Below are 17731 nucleotides of genomic sequence, written 5' to 3'. Positions count from 1 at the left end.
CGCAAAGCACTGATCCAGATGCCTCAGAAGCCGCGGCACGCGCAGCATTGTCAGTTTTGAGTATTGCTGCCACGCCAAACGAAACAATGTCCTCTTTTTCTTTTCTGAGGGCGACTGGCGATACAAAAAGCCTTAGATCAACCCAGCTCCGAGGCGGGTATCACCCACTCGAAAATGGCCTATATCTTGAAGGGCTTGTGGCTTATCAGAAATACAACCCGGTGCTTTTCTTTCCAGAAATTGCACCTGGTGTCGATGTAGATGTAACCTGGGCAAGCGTGGCGGCAACCTTCGGTGTAGGCTGGGAATTTCCGTTAAAAAATGACTGGCGCATTCGTCCGGTCGGGCATGTATCACTCGGCCACGTTACGGCTGATGCTTCAATTATCGACTTCCCGTTGCTTCCAGTCAATTCGGGGTCTGCGGATTCAGTTGACGGAAACCTGAATGCACTGGGACTAGGGGCATCTGTCGCCGTATTCAAGGAAGCACAAATTGGCCTTTGGCAGGCAGAATACCGATTGCGCCAAACGTTTCTAGAGTTTCACCCAATTGACGAACCACAGGCCGGTGGGGCCAAGGCCAGCTCCAACCAAACGACGCTATTTTCTCGCCATCGCTATCCTTTGAAGGATGTCAGGTTCTTCAACTTGGCCACTCTCCTCGTTCTGGACGCTGGGCTGGTATATTATCATGGGGATGCCGCAAAGGTTCTGGACACTGATTGGTTGGCAACTGCCGGCGTCGGCATCGAGATTGACACAAGCCGAGTTGGTATTCCATCGGTGCAAGCCGGGCGGATCATGCTGAATGGTGTAATCGCCGAGGATTTTGACGGATTTTCCATAGGCTTGGGCCTCAGGTTTTAGCGTCGCGCTCAACTTCGAGCTAAAGATAATGTTCGGACGTAAGATTCCCTGATGGAATCCAAATCTATAAATCTTGTAAATTTTTTGCGATTTACCTCAGCTTGGCAGATAAAACGAAAATTTTGGCTCATTTTCGAATGAGGAACCGGATCGCCACCTCCAATATTGGATCACAGTACCTTTTAAGGTGCGTTGCCAATTGCAGATACAAAGTCGGAGCGTCAGTCATGAAGACCGAAGCGATCAGTGCCGTTGAAGTAATCAGCATGCATTTGAACAGACATTATGAAGCCGACCAACGCGCAGATGCCGTGGTCGAAATGCTTCTTGAAAATGAAATCTCCAACTGGGACTTTTGGCCCTTGTTGCAAATCTTGTGGGGTGGGTTTGAAAAAATCGACCACACTATGTTTGTTCACGCTATGGGAGCAGAAAAACGTAAGTCAAGTTGGACACCTACCGCTGAGTGGCGCCTGCTTCCCATGGAAATTTCGATATTTCGCGGGCAAAGTCTTGGTAAAGAAGTTGGACTATCTTGGACAACCAGCTTTGACGCTGCATTGGATTATGCGACCAGGTTTGGTTGTCTTACAAACAAAACTCCGGTCATTCTCGAAACCAAAATTTCAAAACATGCAGTGGCTCTGGTCATCGATGATTGCGACCAGAACGAATTTGTTTTGTGGAAAGCGCCGCAGATTTCAGACTGCGCGATCACCCCGGTTCCGTCGATTCACTAACCTGTAAGGGGTGCGCCCCAATCGTGCCCCGAAAACTAATGTAGACGGCAATACAGGGCCTTTCAGGTTTTTTGCAGTTGAAACTGCCGCGGTGTTAAACCTGTCCAGCGCTTGAAGGCAGTTGAGAATGCCGCCTGTCCCGCAAAGTCCAGATAAAACGCAATCTCACCTATTGTGAAGCCGTCTTTCAGATATGTTTGGGCAAGATCGCACCGGATGTCATCGACAATTTGGCGAAATTTCAAACCTTGCTCGCTTAGACGCCGCGATAGTGATCGCGAGCTGAGCCCCAGATCGGTTGCTACCTGTTGTAGATTTGGAATCCGCCCCGGCAGTTCGTTCAGCAATAGGGCTTCGACCCTATTGCGGATGCCCGACTTTCGGCCCACCCTCTCTTTCAACAGGTTGTCCCCGTAATCAGTTAGATGCTTTTTAAGAGCCGGGTCGTAGCTTGGAATTGGCAGATCAAGAGATGAAAGCGGTAAGATAACTTCTGTTCTTTCGGAGCCAAAGGAAATGGCGCAGCCAGCGGCTTTTTGTATTTCGGGCCCTGCGGATTTGACTACATGCTGAATCCGAACCTCTAATGGGTAGAGTTGGGTTTTTGTGATAATGCGCACCAGAGAGATCGCCGAGAAGATAAGAAACTCGGTCCTCCTGTGAAATTTAGTGAGACCTCCGTCAACGATTTGCAGCTGAAGGGAGGCATGATTTCCCGATACAACAAGGGAATAGCCAATTGTGTCATCAATCAAAGCGCCATAATATGATGCATTTTCAATCGCTTCTCTTAGATTTTGTGAATACTTTAAGATGTACCAAACGATGTCTCGCGGTGAATTGAAATCCAATCCGGCGATCGTAGCAAAGGCTGGCATCTTTAGGTGATCGCAAGCCAGGCGGACAAACTGACCTTCTTTGTAAGGGTCAATGAGTTTCGAAGGCTCACTCAGATCGCTGCGCGTCAAACCGGAGTCCTGTAAAGCGTTTTTAAAGGCACGGGCATCTGACAGCCGTTCCTCGAACATCCTGGCAAAATGCCGTAGCCATGCGTTATCGACGCCCATGAGCATTTCCCTTTAAGTGCGCAGCGGTCCTGATGCGGGATAATACTCGATTGTTTGTGGGCGGCAATTCGTGTGCCACTTGACGACGCTCTTACATTGCTAAACCCCGGCTAATACATTTCTTGCGATTTGCCGGGGTCAGGTTGTGCTGGGCTGAGCGTCAGAAGCGGTAGTTGACCCCAAACGTAGCAGTTGTCGATTCCAGGTCGAACTCACCATCGGAATTGTCAAACCTTTCTTGTGTGATCTCACCAAATATCGAAACGCCGTCAGATAATCGGTGTTCCAGTCCGGCACCAATTGAAGAACCCCAACGGTCATTAACGTCTCCGCCCCAGACGTATGCGGGCCCGGCGGTCACGTAGGCCAAGGTGTTGCCAAAGGCATATCCTCCACGCAGCCTGATACGCGTGAGTGTGTCTGGATCGCCGCAATCACAGGCGAAGTTTAGATGGTTGGCGTCGATTGCGATGCCCCCCACCCAGTTTGAGGCTTCCCAATCTCGCCCGAGTTGAAATCCGATAAGACCATTGTCATGGCTTAAGCCATTTTCAAGCTCTCCATAGCCGAACTTGATGCCGATGTAGCTGTTGTTCCAATCGGCGGCCATGGCCGGCGCGGTGAATGCTGCAAGAATAATTGTCAGAATTGCAGCTGGTATGCGGTGTTTATGATTGTATTTTGCGGACATCGGTTTGCCTCACTGAACAGCATGGTTGAAAGGGGAAGAAGGCGAGTTTGCGTACAAAGGAAAGACAAGATGCTGATCCTTCGATGCTTCCAACTTCCGCTTTTTCGACGAATGTTCTCTTTTTACCTGCTCCACCGCGTCATCAAGTTTCGAGGATTCTGAACTGGTGAGGTCCAGTAGATAATCCGATATTTCCGGGAGCACCTTGTACCAGCTGGGGTATTCCAACGAGAATTGTGCGAAAATACTCATCGTGAACTTGAACAGTCGCTCAGAGCTGAGTTCGCGGGATTCACGCGCAGCCCAAAGCAGGGTTTCCTTCATTGCGTTTTCGAAGGCGACTTGCGCAGTAAAAGTACCGTTAAGTTCGATACGGATTTGATATTCGCGCGCCCGCTTCAATTCTGCGGCCCGCATAACCAGATTTTGAGCTGCTGCGGTTGTTGAGGGATAGAGAGCCCGCAGCGTAACAAGTTTCTTGTAGTTGGACATCTGATTGCTCCACTCTTCGTTTCTGCAATTCAGATATCGGTACAGAGTGGAGCAATTAGCAGGTAATTTACGGTATTATAACAGTTTGAAGAGGCGCTAATAGTTTGATAACTAAGATCTTTCTTTTTTCTGCGAGTCAGGATCGCTTAACTGTGTCAATCGGCGACTCTCCAAAGAACCGACGATAGGCAACAGATGTTCGACCAAAGTGATTGAAGCCTGCTTCCCCAACAAGTTTAGACACGACACCTTTCTCATATGGCGTATTTAGAAGCAGCGATCTGAGGCGATGCAATCGAATAAGTGTCTGAAATTTACCCGGACCAAGCCCTATCTGTTTTTCGAACGCAGCGTATAGCGACCGCCTGGGCACCCCAAGCAAGCGACAAAGTTCCTGAATAGTTATTCCGGCATTGTTATCGTCCATCAGAAGCGCTTCCGCGGCAGTGACGATTTTCCAATGGCCATGATCCGATTTGCTGAAAACCTCTTCACGACCCGAACAGAAAAGGGCATCGCCCATCAGGCGTTCAAGCTCTTGGGCAAGTGCATTGAACACAGGATTTGGATTGGTTGCGGATTTCGACTGACCCAGGATCAAGCAAGTTTCCAAAGAGCGTATATAGCTGTTCAGGGCGTCAGATTTTGTCAGCCGAATGGGCGCACCAAATTCTGTCCACCCTCGGTGTTCGGCAACTGCCCGAGGTACCTCCAACACATAGATTTGCGTCCCAGCCTCGACCACGTAATCAAATTCTGTTGGCCTCAGTCCCTGCCAGCAAACAATAAATGGGGTTTGGTACAAAAGCCCCTGAAAACGGACTGGATCACCGTGCGGGAGAACAAGACCATAGTAGATTGTGCCGCGGTACTGAATTTCTTGGTACCGCATGCGTGTGAAAATAGTCTCAATATGTATGCCCACTTCTGCAAACATTGCGCTTTGCCAGGTCATTCGTGGTCCCGCGGGGCAAAGCGCGGTCGCGTTGAACTCCACGTCATTATAGTCAGGCAACTCTTCAATCGAGCGGATCTCGGCGCTTTGGTACATGACACCTCTGACTGTTCACCCCATTCCTGCGAGAGGAATTCTAATATTCATAATAGTTTGCACAAATCGGATAGCCAACTTTAAACTCTGACTGCACTGTTGATCGCAAATATCTGAATACCCGTTTCAATTTTTCGGAGTTACTCATGAATAAGCTATCGTGTTCGATTGCCGCGCTACTGGTTTCAACAACAGCTCTCTATGCGCAGGCCGCCGATCTGGTCTTTACCAATGCCTCTGTTCTTACCATGAACGACGATGCGCCGACCGCGCAGGCCGTTGCGGTCACGGGGAACCAGATAAGCTACGTTGGCGATGCCGCAGGGGCGGAGGCGCTGATTGGTGATAACACCGAAGTTCTCGACTTGGGCGGGGATACCCTGTTGCCGGGGTTTGTGTCGGGACACGATCACATCGTTGCGTCAGGATGGACATCGCGCGGTGTCAGTCTGTTTGGAATTGAAACGCTTGAAGAGGCCTTGGCGGCCATCAAGGAGTATGCCGATGCAAACCCCGACGAAGAGTTGATCCTTGGCTATGGGTTCAATCAAGTGGCTTATGGCGGGTGGCCCACGAAAGAAGATCTGGATTCGGTGGTTTCTGACCGTCCGGCCTTTATCCTCGACTTCACAATCCACGACGTTTGGATGAACTCCAAAGCTTTCGAAGCGGGTCAGGTCAGCCCCGACGAAGAGGATCAGGTGCCGGGCGTAATGTTCTGGCAGCGCAACGCCGAAGGCAACCAGACGGGAATCGGCATTGAGTTCCAGTGGGCTGCGGCATTTAGAAATGCAGGCGCTTGGGACCCGGCAGGTGAAATTCCTGACATCCAGAAAAACCTCTACGATCAGGCCGTCAAAACCGGGATTACAGCCGTTCACGTGCCTCTGATGGCTATGCCGACAGTTACCGATCTGTCTCTTGTGAAAGATGACGAGAAACTCGCGCTGGCCCACCTACACGAACTGGAAAAGAACGGTGAGCTTACGATCCGCACCTTTGTTGCGACGGGGTTCAAGGACCCAACCGCCACTGCTGACGAAATCGTAGAACACACTCTCGAGTTACGAGAGCAATACGACAGCGACATGCTGCGCATTTGGGGAATTAAGATCCATCCAGAAGGGAACTGGAGTTCAAAGACGGCCTGGATGCTGGACGATTACGCCGATGGGTCTGCAACGCGTGGAGCGGCTGCCATTGAAGGCCCAATGATAACTTCGGTCTACCTGCAGGCCAATCAGAACGGACTTCCGGTGGGCACTCACGTCGATGGATCACAAACAGTGCGCAACACGGTGGACGCGATCATGACCGCGCGCGGCGCAGGTTATGACGTTCCGAACAACCTTTTGCACCATTATTTCTGGGTATCTGATCAGGACCACGAGACTGTTATTGAAAACGAAATCATGGTGAACACGACCCCACTTTTCCACGTTGACTGGGAAGCGCAGGATGTAAACGCGTTGGACTTGTTGGGGCGTGCTAAGGTCGAGGCGATTTTTGCGCGCTATTCGTCGCTGATGGCATTGGGGCACAACGTGTCGATTTCTTCGGATGTGCCATCCGCGCCGATTGATCTGATCGGTCCGCTCCTGAACGTTGAAATTGCGATGACACTGCAAGACCCGCTGAACCCGGACAGCAAGCCGTTCCCATTGTCTCGTAAACCGGCCTCACTGGAAGAGTCGTTGAAGGCAGTCACAATCTATCCTGCCGCTCAGCAGGCGATGCAAGATAAGATCGGTTCAATCGAAGTGGGCAAGTATGCTGACCTCGTCGTTCTCGATCAGGATATTACCGCCGTCGAACCGCGTGAAATCTCGAACATCAAGGTGCTGGGCACGCTGATGGACGGTCGGTTCACTCATCGCGATGGGATCTGACAATGTGATGGCGGTCAGCGTGTCATTGTAGCGCTGTCCGCTCCTACGGGCTTTCTGAATTGGGCTCACTTGGTGGAATACCGGACGTTCCTGAGCCTTTGGGGTGTATCAATCGGAATTCAGATCATCAGAAAAAACCCGTACTAATGAATGGAGGCTGAATTGAACTTTCGACCCCACATCACGGTCTTGGGGCTGATCGCAACTCTGGCGACAGCAACTGCTGCGTTCGCGGAAGAAGTGGCTTTTATTGCAATCCTGAAAGTGCCTGATGAAAACGCACAGGCCTTCGATACCCTTGCCAAGGAAATGGTCGTGGCGTCTGCCACGGATGACGGGCTTTTGGTTTATGAGTTCGCCCGGGTTGGTGAAACGGTATATGGCTATGAACGCTACGTTGATGCCGCGGCCCACGCACGACATGAGACACTTATCGAACCGTTTCTACCAAAATTGGTGGAACTTGCGCAGTTTGAACGGATTGTCACCCTTTCACCTCTCTCAGATGGCCATCAAGAGCTCTTTGAAAGCATTGGCGCAGAGATTGGTCGACCAATTGCAGGCGTAGCACAGGACCGTCCCCAACAGCCCTAAGCCTTAGGACGTAGATCAGGGGAACACTAAGATAGATCAAAGGGGATTGTTCATGACAAATCGGGTTTTCATCGTCGCCGCGCTCCTGACCGGAGTTCTGCTTGCGCATCCGGATCATGTATTCGCCTGTGACGCAGCGTGTCAGGCCGCGCGAAAGGCGGCAAACCCGCTCGCGGACACGAAGGCTTTGATAACGGACAATACAATCGCATTCAGGACCGGAACCAATGACGACGACAGTTATAACTTTCAGCTACAGCCGGTTTACTCGATTCCATTGGAGAACGCCTCGCTTGTGCTGCGGGGGATCATTCCCATTCAGGGTGTTCAACCAGGTGCGGTGCTGCCGCCCGGTATCGTCGATCCTTCTCCTGACGATGATCTGACCTGGGGCATTGGCGATTCAACGGTGCAGGCATTTTATGCGCCGACGCCCGGAGCAAGCGGGATTGCATTGGGATATGGGTTGCAGGTTTCCATGCCGACACACACGGATGACGCACTGGCAGGTGCAGGCTGGGGTGCCGGACCCGCGTTCGTGGTATTCGGGCAGGCAGGCGAACTTTCATGGGGTGCAGTTGTAGCCCACATGTGGGGCGAAGACGATTTCAGCGTAAGTATCCTTCAGCCCATTCTGAACTATGGGCTGGGCGAGGGTTGGTATATTGGGTACAATAACGTCATCTCCTACAACTGGAATGCCCCGGGAAATGACGAAGCGTGGGCCGTTCCGCTGGGTTTGACCGCAGGCAAGACGTCAATCATCAACGAGGCCAAAGGAACGGCCGTGGATGTGAGCCTGGGGTACTATTTTCTAGAGCGTAGTCCTGAAGGCGGTCCTGACAGACAAGTTAAAATTGGCCTCTCATTCTTTTTCTGATTGGCAACAAAATACTGGAATTGAAAACGGATCAGATTCTAAAGCGATAGAGGTCAAAGCTGCAATGTGTAGTGTGCTTGAAGATATGCAGGGCCAGCTCGCAGTAAAAGCATGGTGAAGCAACGATGACTGGATGTAACCGGAACGCTAATATGACACGCAACGTACTTGCCCTTTTTGCATGCCTTTCGATCATAACATGCCTTCATACCAGCTTTGCGGAAACTGTTCAGAATACGCCTGAATCTTCAGTTGGACGCGCCCCTTCAGGGGCACCAAGGATCAATCTTGACGCACGCGCAATTGATGCCTCGGCATTTTTGGGTGTTTCTGGCTTAAGCGGAACTATTCGGAAACACTTGGCCGTAAGTTGGAAAGAACTTTTGCCTCCGCTTACATCGCTCGAAACTCCGTTTGCATCACTGTCTGCACCACAACTGGAAGCTATGCGAACACATGTGCGCTGGCAGACGTCCAGTGCACATGAGCGCTCAGATGAGAGCTTTATTGCGGAACACGATACAGCAACCGCCCTTCTCGCAAAACACAAGATTGATGTGGAAAACCTCATGCGAGAACGCCGAAAGATCATTGCCCAAAACAATACAAGTGGTCGTGGCCCAAACCTTCATATTCTGGGCAAGACGATACTGATCCCAGGTTACATTGTCCCACTCACGCTCGAAGGCGGGATGGTTACCGAGTTTCTTCTTGTGCCGGTTGCCGGATCTTGCGTTCACACGCCGTCACCGCCCCCAAATCAGGTAATTCATGTTGCTTATTCGAAGGGTGTCGAGTTCAGATCAATTTTTGACGCGTTTTGGATCGAAGGTGAGCTATACGCAGAAGAACGGCTTAGCGATGTTTCTTTTTTTGATGGTGCAGCGATAGTGGTTTCCAACTACAGCCTCGATGCACGCGCCGTTCTTAAGTTCGATGGCTAATTATTGGATATCTACGAAGGGTTTGTATCGCAAACTTTCGGGTCTAATTGATGGGCATGCGTAATCTGAAGTTTATTCCTGTTGAATAGTTTTCGAACAGGTTTCAGAATGAACTTGTGAGCGATTTAGAGCCGCAAGGTAAACTATGTTGAATCTACTCATATTGTCTGATCCTCCCGTTTGTTGGCAGAATTGAATCGGCGACTTACAACTCGATCAAGCCAGAGTTTTTCAACAAAATATGTCCATTTTACCGTAAACAACTGGACTTTGGGCTGTTCGGAAGCGGTACTGACGATAATCAGGATTCGCCCGGAATAGCCGGGCTCCACTCAGTACAGGGCGCAGGAACAGTCTGTGTCTGCAAAGTGGAGAGTACGATGACAATTGCATCTGGAACAATAACCAAAACGTCACCTGCCAAATTGGCCCGGAGCGGCCCCACGCGTCAGCAACAGCTACAGAAACTACTGTCCCGTAAGGCAGGTGCCACGATAGCGCAGATTCAGAGTGTGTTTGGCTGGCAACCACATTCTGCGCGCGCGGCAATTTCGATGATGCGGAAGGCGGGGCATACTGTTGAACGATCTGGATCTGACAAAGGCACGGTCTATCGGATTGTGAAGGAGGCGTGAGCACTATGAATGCAAGCCTCACCATTAGCGACCTTACGCAAATACTCGCTGACATCGAAAACCTGGACCGCCCCGGCTGCCTTGATCAGTGGCGGGAAGTGTTTGGTCGACCCCCGCCAAAATACCTGTCCCCACAATTTATGAAACGGGTACTGATCTGGGAGCATCAGAAACGGGAACTGGGTGGGTTGTCTGTGAAGACAGAACGTCGACTGCAGAACATCGCGTTGGGAAAAGCACCACCAACTGCTCTGAAACCGGGATCACATCTGGTGCGGGAATGGAACGGTCGCACCTATCAGGTTGAAGTGGTTGATCGCGGGTACGTCATGGATGGCAAAACGTGGCGTTCCCTGTCAGCCATCGCAAAGTACATTACCGGAGCGCATTGGTCAGGCCCGCGCTTCTTCGGGGTTCAATGATGCGACGTATCCGCTGCGCCATTTACACGAGGAAAAGCTCGGAGGAGGGGCTGGAGCAGGATTTCAACTCACTGGATGCCCAGCGGGAAGCCTGCGAAGCTTACATCGCCAGCCAGAAACATGAGGGTTGGGAGCTTCTGCTGGATTGTTATGACGATGGCGGTATCTCGGGCGGTCATCTTGACCGCCCGGCGCTACGGCGGCTGATGCAGGCTGTAGATGATAATCGTGTTGATCAGATTGTTGTCTACAAGATCGATCGGCTGACTCGTTCGCTGGCGGACTTCGCGAAACTGGTCGAACGTCTCGACGCAGCCGACGCATCGTTTGTGTCCGTTACTCAGTCCTTCAATACGTCTACCAGCATGGGCCGCCTGACACTCAACGTTTTGCTCAGCTTCGCCCAGTTCGAACGGGAAATCACCGCTGAACGCATCCGGGACAAGATCGCAGCCTCGAAACGCAAGGGTCTGTGGATGGGCGGGAATGTTCCACTCGGGTATCAGGCGGATGGCCGAACGTTGAAAATCGATGAAAAAGAAGCTGAGATCATCAGGGCGCTCTACGATCTCTATCTGGAGCATCGGAGCATTCTTGATGTGAAAGAGCAGGCTGAGGCACTGGGTCTCCGTTCGCGCCGTCGGGAGCGCCCGGGCGGACGCGTGGCAGGCGGTAAGTGCTTTGACCGCGGACACATCCATCATTTGCTCAGCAATCCTATCTATTCTGGCCGCATCCGACATAAGGGTCAGGTTTATGAGGGGCAGCACCCTGCCATTGTCGACCCGAATGTCTGGACCCAAGTGCAACAGTTGTTGACGGATGGAGCAGCAAGGGAGCGTGGAGTAAAGCAGAAGGCAAAGCGATCACTGCTGGCCGGAAAGCTTTTTGATGAGACCGGAGATCGGCTGACGCCCAGCCATAGTCGCAAAAATGGAAAGCGCTTGCGCTACTATATCTCCGGGCGCCTGGTGACTGATCGCAGTCAGAAGCATCCGGATGCGTGGCGGCTGCCGGCAGAACAGCTCGAGAGCCTCCTGGTCGAAGTGATCAGGCAATATCTGAAGCGACCGAACGCCGTGACATCAATGGCGCGGGATATGTCAGCGGCCGAGATTGCTTCAGCAACGGAGCTTCTCAGAGATTGCCAGTCCGTCAGGAAATACCTCGGTCTGATTTTGCGGGCAGATTTGCAACAGGGCTCTCTGAGGGTGCAACTGGATCTCCAGGCAGTGGCACAGATGATTGAGTGCAGGGTAGATCAGGTCGATGCCAGGGAGCTAACGATCGAAGCTCCATTCCGGATGCGCCGCAGAGGTGTGGAGCTGAAACTGCATCTTGGCGATTCACCGCCTGAGATCGATCAAACACTTGTCCGCAACGTCGTTAAGGCGCGCCGGTGGTTGGCGATGATTATTGAAGGCAGAACGTTCTCAGAAATTGCGGAGACAGAGGGCACTTCCAAACGACGAGTTCAGGATGTGGTCGATCTGGCCACGCTGGCGCCTGACGTCCTGGAGGCCATCGCTGCAGGCGAACAACCTGACGGCCTGACCACGGATTACCTGATCAAGTCCGGCTTCCCTGCTATCTGGTCAGATCAGCACAAACAGTTCGCTGCGCTCTGATCTGCAGACTCTCCCAAAGTTACCAAACTCGTACCGCCGGAATCGCGAACGGAGACTGCGGCCCGAAATCGACCATTGTTGCTCATAAACTCGGGTCTCAGCTGGAATAGCCGGATGATAACCTGCTGAAAACAAGCGGTAATAGGTGGCCAAATATTCAGTGTGTGATTTTAGTGCAAATTGAGCATAAGCGTGCACGAATCAGTGGTTTCTTGCATAGGTTGTTCTAAAATATCTTTTTAAAACAATATCTTAAAGATCAGAAAGTTTGATGAAACACCATAACTGTGCAACGCATGAAGCATAAGCGTGCAAGACCAAAATTAGGAGGCATAAGCGTGCAAAAGTAGATCAAAGACCAAGACCACTAGAAGTGCCGGCCCATGCCGTAAATTTTGAAACAACACTAGTCCATCGCAGATTTGACGGGCTTCGGCGAGCATCGCACCTCGAAGACTTTTTCGAGAGCTACCCACTACACCGAAATCGGATGTTGAGATGGCTCGGGTCAACTTCCGCTTTATCGGGCACAGCTTCAATTCTCTGCCGCGCAGCATCCTGACTGTACGACGTCAGCGATGCGCAGAAACCGGACTTTGTGAACTCGCTTTGTATCGCTTTGACGCCAGCTGGACAGATTGAGCAGAGAGTCTTTGGCTGGGCTGCCCAAAGGCATGTTGGAGTTGCTACACCAGTGATTGCGTGATCGGGCCCCAAGGTTCAGTCGGGAGTAATTTTGGGACCTCTCAAAAAGACTACAACTTGCGAAATGCAGTCTGGATCTCGATAAATTTCCGAGTGATTGAATTTGAACCGCCCCGGAATAAACCTTACTTGGGTGTCCCCAAATGGAACCGAGGAAACCACGTATGATCCCATGAACGCTTCGATCAGGCCTCTCTCGGTCGATATCTGATCGGAGACACCAACGATCCAGAAAACAACAAACCGCATGAAGCCAAAGAAAAGGACTACACAAAAGCAAGTAATGATACTCAATCCAACGAGCAACAAGGCGGCCAGCATCAAATAAATCAGCCAGTTGATTGGTAGAACGTTCGGATCGAAACCAATGGAAGATAGTTGAATTGACCATGCCTTAAAAAAATCGGCTGGGAAAATCATCCTGGCAAGCGTGACGATTGAGAAAAGGAAGAAAGAAAGAACAACAACGAACCAAATAAGTAGCCAAGACCATCCGAAAAAGACGTCAAAAACTCGCGTTTTTCGGAAAAAGAAGACCACTCCGTCGATCATCTTGAAGACTCCGAACTGCACAAGAGCCATCAAGTTTGAGATTACGGACAGCGCCATATATGCTTCGTCGTGGCTATAGGCGCAAACCAGTGTATTGTTTGAGGTCGAAATTTCCGGCTCTTGATTTGCTCCATTATTCAAGACGGATGTAGCTATACGTTCAATGAGTTTAATTGTGAGCCACGGAACCAGAAGAATCCAAGCTATTGCTGGAATGAAACTGTTGTTGCCGCTTCTCTCCGCACCAATCGCCACGTGAAAACTCTCTGGCAAAAGTGGGTCCTGCAAAGCAAGGTAAAGCAAACAACTAATAGCCATGACGGAGGCAACAATCGCCAAATGGATATTGTCACGAATGATCTCAGGTAACCGTTCGAAGAAGTCCCACGCGTCAAATCGGTGACTGGATCCTAGAAACGGGGTCGCTAAGCAGCAGAATCTCAAGCATTTTCTTTGCTTTTGGTTCAAATGAGTGGCCGCCTGAAGAGCCACGTTGCCTCCATGGCTGTGCCCAATCAAGACAACTTCTTGAGCGCCAGTGTCCAAAACTGGTGCAATAGCTTCAGCCAGCTCTTTCGCTGCTTCTTGTCGATCTTTGGAACTATTTCTTCCTGTCCATTGGAACCTCTTGAACTCCGCATTGACATCTGCCTCTCTGATGCCTGCCACGAGGTCCGAACTCTCTTCGTATGTCCACGGCGCATTTGGTGCCCGGGTTCCATGTATAAGGTAAATTAGTGGAACGTCCGTAGGATCGCATGGGCATTCGCAATCGTCACGATCCACTGTGCTTTCTTGCAATTTTTCCCTTTGTCGGCATGCTACTTTCCTCATTTGCTCCAATGCGTGATCTGGAGAGGTAAACAGCGATGTGAATTCGACAAAAATCGCTTCGGCTACTCTCCTGTCTCGATCTTTTCTTGGTCGACCCAAGGGTTGCCCATCGCAAAACAGCACTGCTTCCCAAAGATCTCCAGTTCTTTGGGACTTTATTTCGAACTCCGGCCACGAGCAGACCGTTCCTGACTCTACTACTGTGCGGAAAGTATACCCTCTGCTTTGGAGGTTGAAACTAACCCAAGCTCCGCGAAGGGAGTACCGAAGCCACAGCGCCAAAGCAGACAACCCGCAAACTGGTTGTATCCAATTTCCTAGGCCTTCAAGAATTGAGGTAGCAAAACTTGCCCCAACTACAAAGAACACAAGAGAAAACATAGACAAAATGGCCTTACCAGCCCAGTGCATCTCGCAACGTACTTTGAGGACCTTACCTGGTTCGTAGGCTAAAACTCGAATTTGCGCAGCTTCACAAGTCAGCTGAATCCTGTCCGGCTCGTTCATGGAGCGATTTTACCTGTCATAGAGTCTCTGCCAACCCCGACTAACGACTACCAAGCCGACGTTCGGACAGCGGTGCACCGCGAAGCCTCTAATTTGCTTGAGATTTCTCATTCTTTAAGACTTGAAAAACATAAGAGCGTTTGACAGGCTCAGTGGTGTTGAACAAAAAGCCGCCTTGACAAAAATCAGCTTGATGAAGTTGTGAATTTATACATGAACAAGCAAAGCGACCACTCTCTAACCCTTTCTGAACTAGTTAACCGGTTTACTGACGCATTGGAAAGTGCTTTAGATTGCAGCGGTCTTGATAAAGTTCAGAACATTAACGTCGACAAATTTGTAGATGAGCAGAACTTACCGACATTCATACATCTGACCTGTAACCAGGTTTTACTCAGTCAATCCAGGCACATAGATCGTGACTACGAAGAACTATTGGAAGGCAGCCTTCAGCAGGGGTTAGAGAAGACAAACTGGTTTATTCCTGCATCACTTGCACTTATCGAACTGCGTTTCGCGAACGAAACCTTGAACAACCTTACAAAAATAGAAAAAAAAGCCATAAGACAGCACTATGGCCTTGGGCGTCTGCCAGATCAAGGACACCTTGAGTACCATCAATCTGGAACAACATCGATAATTTTTGTTTCGAACAATCAAGCGATAAAGATTGTTCGCCCAGTGTATTTGCTGGACAAGGAAGTCGCTTCACTTGACAAGTATCGTGACTCCTATGCTGGTGCACCCTTGTCGCCCAAAGTGTATTGGGCAGAATCTACCGTACTATGTATGGAGTGGATTCGCGGCGATACGCTGGAGCAGTACCTAGAAAAGGCCAAAGACAACGGCGACATAAAAAGTAAGTTGTCGATAATCAAATCGCTTGGACAAATGATTAGAGAAATCCATGAAAAGGGATTTCCTCATGGAGACCTCAACCCCAGGAACATAATCGTTGAGGCAATAGCCGGGCATGACCAAAACCTTCGTCTAATCGACTATGGCTACAACTACTCGCTTACAAAGCCGGTTCTATCTGCCCAGTCTTACAGAGACTCTGTACGGTATATCGCTCCAGCCAAAAACGATATGAGCAGAGACGCGTATTCCGACGATCTTTATTCAACGGCAGTGATTATACTTGATGTTTGGTTTCGTGATTTGACACGGGCAGCTGAAGACCTTTTGCACGAGCTTGCAATTGTCCAACCTCTTCTTGCCTTCACGTTAGAAGATGTCTTGGTCAACGACCCCGACCTTCGGTTAAGGAAAATTGCGCCTCAAGAGGTTGATCCTGCATGCCGAGCGGAGCAGTTTTCAAAGGCTATCCAAATGGCCTGCTCGCAACGTGCGCAATTTACTCGTGCTGCGGAAAAAAAAATAACGCTAGTTAGGTTGGCAGTTTCAGGTTTCTGGACTCTTCTGCTTCGTGGAAAAGAAAATATTGAAGACGGATTTGTGCTGGATGAAGACACTAATAAGAAGCTGCGCAGGTGGTTGTGGATTTGCGGTTTATGTTTCGGTGGAATATTGGCGGCTATTTCAACAATCCTCGTATATAGCTTTTCAGAAAAAGACACATTCTGGTCCGGTTTGGCACTGCGGGACTGGTGGTTCGAAAACTCCATTGGATTGACAAAAAGTGGAGCGGGTTTTTGGGACATTCTTCCAGGGCTGGCGATTTGCTTGTCGTTCGCCTGCTTGGCGACAACATACTATGTCGCGATTTTCCAGAGCACCGCCCCACAAAAATCTGCTGGATTTGGAAGTGGCGCAGCAAACTTTACGATGAGACTAAACTCATGCTGCTTTGCGTTTCCAATAGCCTACTGTTTTATTTTAGACCCGAAGGCGTGGCCGTTTTGTGCAGCACTGGGTTTAATGCTCGTTGCACTGAACAATTTTTTTACCTTCCGCATGTTGGAAAAGATAAAAATGGCCCCTGACTTTGGCAAGCTTGCAATATCGCGATCCTCAGATGCGGAAACATCCTATATTGTGTTTTCTGGATGGGCTTCACTGGTGTTCTGGTATGCGCTCGGAATAATTTTGGTTGGGATTGTGCTTATAACATCAAGTGATGCAACCAACTCTATAATCGACAAGCATACCGGTGATGCTGTTAGCTATAACATCTACGAGTACCTTCTCGCATTTTGTGTCATTGGTATCAACTACTTCAAGATGCAAAGGGAGAACTGCGGCAGGCTCGCGCCTAAGATGGAAGCTCTAATTCAAAGGTACATTGAAGCCTCAAAAGCACTGAAGTGAAGGTCACTACCAAAAATGAAAGTAAGTGAACTAGTCAATGAAAGACTGTCTACAGCCTCGATACCTGGGCAAAGATCAGATGAGTACAAGCTAGGTTTGGTAGTGGAAGGAGGCGGGATGCGCGGCGTTGTATCTGGAGCGATGAGCGCCGCACTAGAAAACCTCAACCTAACGAATTGCTTCGACGCTGTTTATGGAGCCTCTGCCGGCGCTATGGCCGGCGCGTTTTTTGTTGCCGGTTCGGCCAGAGCTGGTGCTACCATTTATTACGAGGAGATCAATAATAGGCAGTTTGTGAACCCATGGCGCCTTGCCCTCTTAAGGCCAATAATGGATCTGGATTTTCTGGTGTACGATGTTTTCCAGAAAAAAATACCGCTAGATTGCGAGAAAATCATTCAATCTCCCATACCGCTAAACATAGTTATGACTGACGTTAGCACCGGTTCCAAAAGGGTTGTTAACAATTTTGGAACGGGCCAAGAAGTATTGGAGTACCTAAAAGCGTCTGCTTCTAATCCGCTGTTTGCCCCTAGCCCTGTTGTGATAGGTGAAGTTGGATATTGGGATGCAATTCTTTCTGAATCCATACCGGTTAGAACAGCTCTCGACGATGGTTGTACTCACGTGGTTGTGCTTCGATCACGGCCGAAACTCAAAACTCGCTCAAAAATGGGAGCGATAGAGCGCTTTCTAGCAAAGCAGATCATTCTTCCCAGAAGTTCTGCTGCTTTCGAAGCGTATTGCCGCAAAACCGAAGCATACAGTTCGGAGTTGGAACTGATTGATAGCTTGAAGGACAACTGCCTAACGATTGCGCCAAGCGAAGGAACCAAACTATCACAAGCTTCAAAAATTCGGGCTGATCTTTTGGGTGCTGCTAAGGACGGCTATTCAAATGCTCTGGCAGCTTTCGGTGCAGCTGATCAAACTGTATCCTCTATGATTGGGCACTACTGA

Annotated in this window: 16 protein-coding genes; 11 read left to right on the top strand and 5 right to left on the bottom strand. The window is 50.1% G+C overall.

Annotated features, from left to right (window positions below; genetic code table 11):
- Positions 1–197: 197 nt before the first annotated feature.
- Positions 198–869, top strand: coding sequence for a hypothetical protein (locus tag GOV85_RS05225; RefSeq protein WP_348540164.1), 672 nt, complete (start codon positions 198–200; stop codon positions 867–869).
- A gap of 227 nt (positions 870–1096) precedes the next feature.
- On the top strand, positions 1097–1609 hold the full coding sequence (locus GOV85_RS05220) for a hypothetical protein (RefSeq protein ID WP_171126981.1): 513 nt from the start codon (positions 1097–1099) through the stop codon (positions 1607–1609).
- 62 nt (positions 1610–1671) lie between these two features.
- Here GOV85_RS05220 and GOV85_RS05215 read toward each other — a convergent pair whose 3' ends face one another.
- From GOV85_RS05215 to GOV85_RS05200, 4 genes are all read right to left on the bottom strand, one after another.
- Positions 1672–2676, bottom strand: a complete 1005-nt coding sequence (locus tag GOV85_RS05215; RefSeq protein ID WP_171175676.1) for an AraC family transcriptional regulator — start codon at positions 2674–2676, stop codon at positions 1672–1674.
- A gap of 160 nt (positions 2677–2836) precedes the next feature.
- Positions 2837–3367: an outer membrane protein gene (locus tag GOV85_RS05210; protein ID WP_171126979.1), complete on the bottom strand. Its 531-nt coding sequence runs from the start codon at positions 3365–3367 to the stop codon at positions 2837–2839.
- Positions 3368–3376: 9 nt separating this feature from the next.
- Entirely contained in the window at positions 3377–3859 is a 483-nt protein-coding gene (locus GOV85_RS05205; RefSeq protein ID WP_171126978.1) for a hypothetical protein, read from the bottom strand.
- A gap of 136 nt (positions 3860–3995) precedes the next feature.
- The gene (locus GOV85_RS05200) at positions 3996–4910 is read right to left on the bottom strand and encodes a helix-turn-helix domain-containing protein (RefSeq protein WP_171175674.1); all 915 of its coding nucleotides are present in this window, start codon (positions 4908–4910) and stop codon (positions 3996–3998) included.
- 146 nt (positions 4911–5056) lie between these two features.
- Here GOV85_RS05200 and GOV85_RS05195 point away from each other — a divergent pair, with 146 nt between their 5' ends.
- The 7 genes from GOV85_RS05195 to GOV85_RS05165 all read left to right on the top strand — a co-directional run bounded on the left by GOV85_RS05195 (position 5057) and on the right by GOV85_RS05165 (position 11902).
- Entirely contained in the window at positions 5057–6799 is a 1743-nt protein-coding gene (locus tag GOV85_RS05195) for an amidohydrolase (RefSeq protein ID WP_171175672.1), read from the top strand.
- 150 nt (positions 6800–6949) lie between these two features.
- A complete protein-coding gene (locus GOV85_RS05190) occupies positions 6950–7393 on the top strand; it encodes a putative quinol monooxygenase (RefSeq protein ID WP_171175670.1) in 444 nt (147 codons plus the stop codon).
- Positions 7394–7445: 52 nt separating this feature from the next.
- The gene (locus tag GOV85_RS05185) at positions 7446–8273 is read left to right on the top strand and encodes a hypothetical protein (protein WP_171175668.1); all 828 of its coding nucleotides are present in this window, start codon (positions 7446–7448) and stop codon (positions 8271–8273) included.
- A gap of 152 nt (positions 8274–8425) precedes the next feature.
- Positions 8426–9217, top strand: a complete 792-nt coding sequence (locus GOV85_RS05180) for a DUF3299 domain-containing protein (RefSeq protein ID WP_171175666.1) — start codon at positions 8426–8428, stop codon at positions 9215–9217.
- Between the two features lie 380 nt (positions 9218–9597).
- Positions 9598–9852 carry a DUF3489 domain-containing protein gene (locus GOV85_RS21750; RefSeq protein ID WP_171175664.1) on the top strand — a complete coding sequence of 85 codons (255 nt, stop codon included), beginning with the start codon at positions 9598–9600 and terminating at the stop codon, positions 9850–9852.
- Positions 9853–9857: 5 nt separating this feature from the next.
- Complete coding sequence (locus tag GOV85_RS05170) at positions 9858–10274, top strand: DUF2924 domain-containing protein (protein ID WP_171175662.1); 417 nt, start codon at positions 9858–9860, stop codon at positions 10272–10274.
- Positions 10274–11902 (top strand): recombinase family protein, encoded by a 1629-nt coding sequence (locus GOV85_RS05165; protein WP_171175660.1) that lies wholly within the window; start codon positions 10274–10276, stop codon positions 11900–11902. Before GOV85_RS05170 ends, GOV85_RS05165 begins: the two co-directional genes overlap by 1 nt.
- A 720-nt stretch (positions 11903–12622) precedes the next feature.
- On the opposite strand, the gene GOV85_RS05160 is transcribed toward GOV85_RS05165, so the two are convergent.
- On the bottom strand, positions 12623–14500 hold the full coding sequence (locus GOV85_RS05160; RefSeq protein WP_171175658.1) for a triacylglycerol lipase: 1878 nt from the start codon (positions 14498–14500) through the stop codon (positions 12623–12625).
- Between the two features lie 213 nt (positions 14501–14713).
- On the opposite strand from GOV85_RS05160, the gene GOV85_RS05155 reads away from it, so the two are divergent.
- Positions 14714–16771, top strand: a complete 2058-nt coding sequence (locus GOV85_RS05155) for an AarF/UbiB family protein (protein WP_171175656.1) — start codon at positions 14714–14716, stop codon at positions 16769–16771.
- 15 nt (positions 16772–16786) lie between these two features.
- Positions 16787–17731, top strand: coding sequence for a patatin-like phospholipase family protein (locus tag GOV85_RS05150; RefSeq protein ID WP_171175653.1), 945 nt, complete (start codon positions 16787–16789; stop codon positions 17729–17731).

This window comes from Ruegeria sp. HKCCA4633 (assembly GCF_013034605.1).
Lineage (GTDB): Bacteria > Pseudomonadota > Alphaproteobacteria > Rhodobacterales > Rhodobacteraceae > Ruegeria.
This window is presented reverse-complemented; position numbering and strand designations above follow the sequence as displayed.

Bases quoted from the DNA above. Each gene is read 5' to 3' on its own strand.
- GOV85_RS05220 (WP_171126981.1), top strand. From the start codon at position 1,097: ATGAAGACCGAAGCGATCAGTGCCGTTGAAGTAATCAGCATGCATTTG.
- GOV85_RS05215 (WP_171175676.1), bottom strand. From the start codon at position 2,676: ATGGGCGTCGATAACGCATGGCTACGGCATTTTGCCAGGATGTTCGAG.
- GOV85_RS05210 (WP_171126979.1), bottom strand. From the start codon at position 3,367: ATGTCCGCAAAATACAATCATAAACACCGCATACCAGCTGCAATTCTG.
- GOV85_RS05205 (WP_171126978.1), bottom strand. From the start codon at position 3,859: ATGTCCAACTACAAGAAACTTGTTACGCTGCGGGCTCTCTATCCCTCA.
- GOV85_RS05200 (WP_171175674.1), bottom strand. From the start codon at position 4,910: ATGTACCAAAGCGCCGAGATCCGCTCGATTGAAGAGTTGCCTGACTAT.
- GOV85_RS05195 (WP_171175672.1), top strand. From the start codon at position 5,057: ATGAATAAGCTATCGTGTTCGATTGCCGCGCTACTGGTTTCAACAACA.
- GOV85_RS05190 (WP_171175670.1), top strand. From the start codon at position 6,950: ATGGAGGCTGAATTGAACTTTCGACCCCACATCACGGTCTTGGGGCTG.
- GOV85_RS05185 (WP_171175668.1), top strand. From the start codon at position 7,446: ATGACAAATCGGGTTTTCATCGTCGCCGCGCTCCTGACCGGAGTTCTG.
- GOV85_RS05180 (WP_171175666.1), top strand. From the start codon at position 8,426: ATGACACGCAACGTACTTGCCCTTTTTGCATGCCTTTCGATCATAACA.
- GOV85_RS21750 (WP_171175664.1), top strand. From the start codon at position 9,598: ATGACAATTGCATCTGGAACAATAACCAAAACGTCACCTGCCAAATTG.
- GOV85_RS05170 (WP_171175662.1), top strand. From the start codon at position 9,858: ATGAATGCAAGCCTCACCATTAGCGACCTTACGCAAATACTCGCTGAC.
- GOV85_RS05165 (WP_171175660.1), top strand. From the start codon at position 10,274: ATGCGACGTATCCGCTGCGCCATTTACACGAGGAAAAGCTCGGAGGAG.
- GOV85_RS05160 (WP_171175658.1), bottom strand. From the start codon at position 14,500: ATGAACGAGCCGGACAGGATTCAGCTGACTTGTGAAGCTGCGCAAATT.
- GOV85_RS05155 (WP_171175656.1), top strand. From the start codon at position 14,714: ATGAACAAGCAAAGCGACCACTCTCTAACCCTTTCTGAACTAGTTAAC.
- GOV85_RS05150 (WP_171175653.1), top strand. From the start codon at position 16,787: ATGAAAGTAAGTGAACTAGTCAATGAAAGACTGTCTACAGCCTCGATA.